The 5,573-nt window shown below is 59.7% G+C and carries 6 protein-coding genes; all 6 read left to right on the plus strand.

The window, feature by feature from the left end; genetic code table 11:
* Window positions 1-170: 170 nt before the first annotated feature.
* On the plus strand, window positions 171-1,859 hold the full coding sequence (gene terL / locus BBW68_RS07195; RefSeq protein WP_070134611.1) for a phage terminase large subunit: 1,689 nt from the start codon (window positions 171-173) through the stop codon (window positions 1,857-1,859).
* A complete protein-coding gene (locus BBW68_RS07200; RefSeq protein ID WP_070134612.1) occupies window positions 1,860-3,419 on the plus strand; it encodes a DUF935 domain-containing protein in 1,560 nt (519 codons plus the stop codon). It abuts the gene before it with no gap.
* Window positions 3,412-3,975: a phage head morphogenesis protein gene (locus BBW68_RS19660; RefSeq protein ID WP_245675226.1), complete on the plus strand. Its 564-nt coding sequence runs from the start codon at window positions 3,412-3,414 to the stop codon at window positions 3,973-3,975. The genes BBW68_RS07200 and BBW68_RS19660 overlap by 8 nt, the downstream gene beginning before the upstream one ends.
* An 11-nt stretch (window positions 3,976-3,986) precedes the next feature.
* Window positions 3,987-4,667 carry a hypothetical protein gene (locus tag BBW68_RS19665; RefSeq protein ID WP_245675227.1) on the plus strand — a complete coding sequence of 227 codons (681 nt, stop codon included), beginning with the start codon at window positions 3,987-3,989 and terminating at the stop codon, window positions 4,665-4,667.
* The gene (locus BBW68_RS07210; protein ID WP_070134613.1) at window positions 4,664-5,140 is read left to right on the plus strand and encodes a phage virion morphogenesis protein; all 477 of its coding nucleotides are present in this window, start codon (window positions 4,664-4,666) and stop codon (window positions 5,138-5,140) included. Before BBW68_RS19665 ends, BBW68_RS07210 begins: the two co-directional genes overlap by 4 nt.
* Window positions 5,141-5,298: 158 nt before the next feature.
* Window positions 5,299-5,573, plus strand: a 275-nt coding sequence (locus tag BBW68_RS16160; protein ID WP_276325381.1) for a phage protease, incomplete at its 3' end; no start/stop codon positions are given.

The following is a 5,573-nucleotide window of genomic DNA, read 5'->3' on the forward strand; positions in this document are numbered from 1 at the left end:
CCGGACTGGTATTCCGTCATATAAATCTCGGTCGCCAGACGGGCAATTTCAATCTTCTGTTCAATGGTGAGTTTTTCTGTATCAGACATAAAGCCTCTCTGTATAAAGGGTCATTGTTGGCAGCAGTATCCTGGCACAGAGGGGCTTTATTTTTAAGAGGTGAGTTATCTGTGGCATCAAAATCTTCGCTAAAGGCTTTTCGTGAGAAGATTGCCCGTATTCAGGACGAGCTGCGCGAGCGTATCGAGAACGAATGCACCGGCTTCGACAACAGCCCGGAGGCGGTAAAACGTCGCCGGGAGCAGGTCAGCGATCCGGTGACCGGGTTTCGCTTTTTTGCCAATACCTATTTCCCGCATCACCTTGTTCATCCTGATACCAGCGAACTGCATGAGTATCTTTTTGAGCGCCTGCCACAGGTCGTGGCCAGCCCTGAAGGTGAAAACGAGGTGATCGCCGCCCCGCGTGGCGAAGCAAAAACCACGCTCAGCCAGCAGCTTTTTGATTTGTGGTGTGTCGTCCGTGAGCTGAAGAAGTTCATCATTATCGCTTTTGATACCGGCGCACAGGCTGCTGAGTCACTTGAAGTGATCAAGGCCGAACTGCTCTACAACCCGCGTCTGTCGATGGACTTCCCGGAGGCCTGCGGTCAGGGCCGGGTGTGGCGTATCGGCTGCATTCTCACCGCTAAAGGCATCAAGATTGAAGCCGCAGGTCAGGGACAGAGCCTGTGTGGCCGTAAGCACGGTGCGTATCGTCCTGACCTGGTTAACCTTGATGATCTGGAAAATGACGAGAATGTGGTGACGCCAAAGCAGCGTGACAAGCTGGAGAAGTGGCTCAACAGCACCGTGCTGCCGCTTGGCGGGCCGGGCGTGAAGCTGGATGTCGTTTATGTCGGGTCAATCCTGCACTACGACTCCGTGCTGGCCCGTACCATGAAAAATCCGCTGTGGAACGCCCGTCGCTTCCAGGCGATCCTCGCGTGGCCAGAGGATATGGCGCGGTGGGATGAGTGGGAAGAAACCCTGCGCAGCAAGGGTAAAAATGCCGCCAGGGCGTTTTACAACCGCCATGAAAAGGCGCTGCTGAAAGGCTCGCGCGTCTCATGGACGGCGCGACCTTTGCTGGCGCTGATGCTTATCCGCGTGCGCGTAGGCACACGCGCCTTCGATGCGGAATACCAGAATGACCCGGTCAGCGGTGAACACGCCATCTTCCACGGCTGCATACATGAATGGCGCGAGCTGGAGCCGGATTTAATTTACTTCGGTGCCTGTGACCCGTCGCTGGGCAAGCACAACAGCCGGGGCAATGACCCCAGCGCGTTGCTGATTGGCGGCTGGCATCGCATCAAAAAAGTGCTGAAGGTGGTCCGGGCCGATATCCGCGTGCGCCGCCCTAAAAAGATTATTACCGATGTTATCCAGCTGCAGCGTGAGTTTGGCTGCGTGGCCTGGGCTTTTGAGTCGGTGCAGTTCCAGGACTTTCTGCGCGAGACGCTGATTGAAGAGTCGCTGAAAGCGGGCGTGCCCGTACCGGCCCGTTCTGTTATCCCCACCACAGACAAATTCGGGCGTATCGAGTCGCTGCAGCCGTTCATGGAGAACGAGCGCATTCTGATTGCCCGCATGCTGGCCACCCTGCGGGAACAGCTGATGCATTTCCCGATGGCAGACCACGATGACGGCCCGGATGCCCTGCATATGCTTTTTGCAATAGCGTCCACAAGCGTGGGCAGCTTTGAATTTATTTCGGTCAGCCAGCTGGAGGCGGTAGAGGCGGATTCACCTACGCGCCGCAGGCATGACGATGATGACGACTATGGCTCTGACGGGTTCGGAGTGGGAGGATGGTAAATGGACATTAAAACCGCGTTTAAACGCTTTTTTACCCGCGATAAAACGCAGGGCATGCAGAGCGCCGGCGATGATTTTCTGTATGGTGATACCGCCACGCATCCCTCTACGGGGCTGGATATTCAGCGGGTCTATGCGCTGTTCAGCGCCGCCGAGCAGGGTGACATTCAGGCGCAGAGCGACCTGTTCACCGATATGGAAGAACGTGACGGCCACCTGTTTGCCGAACTGTCGAAGCGTAAGCGTGCGCTGCTGACGCTGCCGTTCTCCGTCAAGCCGCCGCCGGATGCGACAGAGGCGGAGAAAAAAGTGGCGGCGGAGGCCGACTGGTGGCTGCGCCATTTGCCGGGGTTCCGCGAAATGCTGATGGATATGCTCGATGCTATCGGCCACGGTTTTTCCTGTATCGAAATTGAGTGGAGCCGTAAAGGCTCGCTGTGGCTTCCGGGGGCTTTTCACAAGCGACCGGCGCGGGCCTTTACCATGCCGCAGACTGACCTGGACAGCATCCGGCTGAACCGGGGCAGCGTGGGCGGCGAGGAGCTGTGGGATATGGGATGGATCGTGCATAAGCACAAATCCAAATCCGGCCCGGTGGCGCAGAGCGGCCTGTTCCGCGTGCTGGTCTGGACATACCTGTTCAAGAACCTGTCAGCCCGCGACTGGGCGCAGTTCCTGAACCTCTACGGCCTGCCGTTTCGCATCGGTAAATATGATTCCACCATGACCGACAAAGAGCGCCTGGATCTGCTGCGGGGTATTCGTATGCTGGCCCGCGAAGGTGGGGGGATCATTCCCAACACGGCTGACATTAAATTTGAATCGCCTGCTGCCGGTCAGAGTGCGCCGTTCTTCGATATGGTGAGCTGGTGTGAGAGAGTGCAGTCGAAGGTGATCCTCGGCGGGACGCTGACCAGCCAGGCCGACGGGGCCAGCTCCACTAACGCACTCGGCAACGTGCATAACGAGGTGCGTCACGACCTGCTGCTCGGTGATGCATGGATGTCGGCGGAGACGCTAACGCAGCAGCTGCTGTGGCCGGTGCTGGCGATGAACGGCCGTTTCAACCCGGAGCGTGCGCCGTATCTTGAATTCGACGCCCGCGAGTCCGTTGACCTTGAACGCCTGATGAAGGTAGTGAACCGCGCCCAGCTGGCGGGATTTGACATCACCGCAGACTGGGTTTCGGAGAAAAGCGGTATCCCGCTGCCGCAGGAGGGGCAGACCATCCTGAAGCCACTGGCCCGCCAGCAGGCTGGCGATGCTGCGCTGTCTCAGGTGATGCAGGCCCGCCTTGCGGCCCTGTCCGTGCCGCAGAGTGGGACAGACAGCATTCAGCTGCAGCTGGATGCTGCACCGCAGCTGCTGGCAGCACAGGCCAGTGCCGCCGCTGAAGCGATGCTGAAACCGCTGATTACGCAGGTAAAGGCAGCCCGTAGCCCGGATGAGGTTTATGAGCTGCTCGCGGCCAGCTACCCGTCGCTGGATGACATGGCCCTGCAGGAGCTGGTCGGTCAGGCCGTGTTTGTTGCTGACGTTATGGGGCAGCAGTATGGGTGAGGTCAATGCGGGGTTTGCCATGACCCTGCCACCGGCGCGGGCGATAGCGTACTTCCGGTCTAAGGGAATGACCCCCACCCTGAGCTGGAAGGACATGCAGGACGAAGCCCATGCGGTCAGGTTCGCGGTGGCCGGCATCACGAAACTTGATGTACTCAGCGATATCCACAACGGCCTGACGCGCTCGCTGACGGAGGGAGCAACCTTCCGTCAGTTCCAGGACGAGCTGGAGCCTCTGCTGCAGCGTAAGGGCTGGCTGGGGCGCGGGCTGGTTGCCGATGAGGATGGCGTGTTGCAGGGCAAAAAGCTGATGCCGTACCGGCTTGATACCATTTTCCGCACCAATATCCAGTCCGCCTATGCAGCGGGTCGCTATCAGCAGCAGATGAGCAACGTCGCTGACCGACCCTACTGGCAATACAACGCGGTGATGGACAACCGCACCCGTCCGACGCACTCGGCGCTCAATGGACGCATTTTCGCTGGGACGACCCGATATGGCAGACCATCTACCCACCGAATGGCTACAACTGCCGCTGCTGGGTTCGCGCCCTGACTGAAGCGCAGATGACAAATCACCCTGTGGGCGTTGAAATCAGCGACGGTCGGCTGGTCACCGTGCAACAGCCTTATGGGCTGGATGGTGAGATGCGCCCGGTCAAAGCATATCGCGACCCTGAGACCGGCCAGATGCTGGTGCCGGACGCGGGCTTTCACCTCAATCCGGGGCGCGGATATCTGGCCGGGCTGGGTCAGTCCCTTCTGGAGAAAACCGTGGATGCTCCCCCGCGCCTTGCCGCGCAGGCGGTGTATGAAACGCTGCGCAATAACCGGCTGACCACCGCGGTGAACCACGCCCTAGATGGCTGGGTACGCTCGCTGCCTGCGCGTCCCGGCAAAGACTTTCGCCGCGTGGGCGCACTGTCGCCGCTGGTGCTGGCGGCAATCAGCGAGAGCGCGGCCCTGCCGTCGCCGGCGATCACCTTACCGGCGCAGACGGCGATCAGCCTGCGCGATGCCGGAGTAACGTGGCTGGCACGGATTGCCTCAGCGTTCCGTTACCCGGTCGCCGTGCTGCAGCGGGGTGACACCATTCTGGTTGTGGCAGAGGATTTAACAGGCTACAGCGTGGTCACGCTCGTCCGCAGCGCTGATGGCGTTGAGCCGGTATCCTCGGTGCCGTGGTCGCCTGCCGCTGTTACGCATGCACGCCTGATTGACGGGGCACTGCCGGAGGATGGCGCATGAAACTTGATATCGATATCTCTGATGGGTTCCGCGACTGGCTGGACAAGCTGGCCGCGCGCTGCCAGCACCGTGAGCCACTGATGAATAAGGTCGCCGGTATCATGCTCGATGCGGTGGATGAGAACTTTATTCAGGGCGGGCGTCCGGCGTGGAAGCCCCTGCAATATCGTGACGGTAAGCCGCTGATGAAGACCCGACGCCTGCACGGCTCCATTGAGCCGTTCGCCGATAACGATCAGGCGGTGGTGGGCACCAACCTCGTTTACGCCCGCATTCACCAGCAGGGCGGGAAAACCCGCCCCCACATCATCTGCCCCCGCAACAAAAAAGCGCTGCGCTTTAACGGTCGCTTTGCCAGCCAGGTCAACCACCCCGGCTCGGATATTCCGGCCCGTCCTTTCCTCAGCCTGACGGAGGATGATAACGACGCCATCCGCCAGGCCGTCATTGACCACCTTGGTGGGGAAGACTGATAAGCCCACAAAAGCACGCTGTGGCGTTTTTCTGCTTTCAGGGGTAACGTATTACCCCTGCATCATTTTAACGCCATCTGGCGCGATTTAAACGGGTTTTAAACGGGGTTGTGCCGCGCAGCCACGGTGTTACTGTCTTAACCCCCTGAATCCTCCCCCTGTTCTTACCGCTTCACCCCTGTAACTGTCGGGCTGTCAGTCCGCCGCCAGGTGGCCAGCGCTGGTTTCTGGATGCAGCGCTGGCGCAGCGTCTGATTGATACCGCTAACAGCCGGGTAAACGACTACCTGTTTGACTATGAACACCAGTCCCTGAATGCCCCGAAGGCCAGCGGCCCGGTGCCTGCGTCAGGCTGGTTCAGGACCCTGAGCTGGGTGGAAGGCGAAGGCCTGTTTGCTGACGTCAGGTGGACGGAACGCGCTGCCTCGCTGAT

This window comes from Candidatus Erwinia dacicola (genome assembly GCF_001756855.1).
GTDB lineage: Bacteria > Pseudomonadota > Gammaproteobacteria > Enterobacterales > Enterobacteriaceae > Erwinia > Erwinia dacicola.

What these genes read in the sequence shown, in the direction of transcription:
- BBW68_RS19660 (WP_245675226.1), top strand. Translation starts at nt 3,412, where the DNA reads ATGGGTGAGGTCAATGCGGGGTTTGCCATGACCCTGCCACCGGCGCGG.
- BBW68_RS19665 (WP_245675227.1), top strand. Translation starts at nt 3,987, where the DNA reads ATGACAAATCACCCTGTGGGCGTTGAAATCAGCGACGGTCGGCTGGTC.
- BBW68_RS07200 (WP_070134612.1), top strand. Translation starts at nt 1,860, where the DNA reads ATGGACATTAAAACCGCGTTTAAACGCTTTTTTACCCGCGATAAAACG.
- BBW68_RS07210 (WP_070134613.1), top strand. Translation starts at nt 4,664, where the DNA reads ATGAAACTTGATATCGATATCTCTGATGGGTTCCGCGACTGGCTGGAC.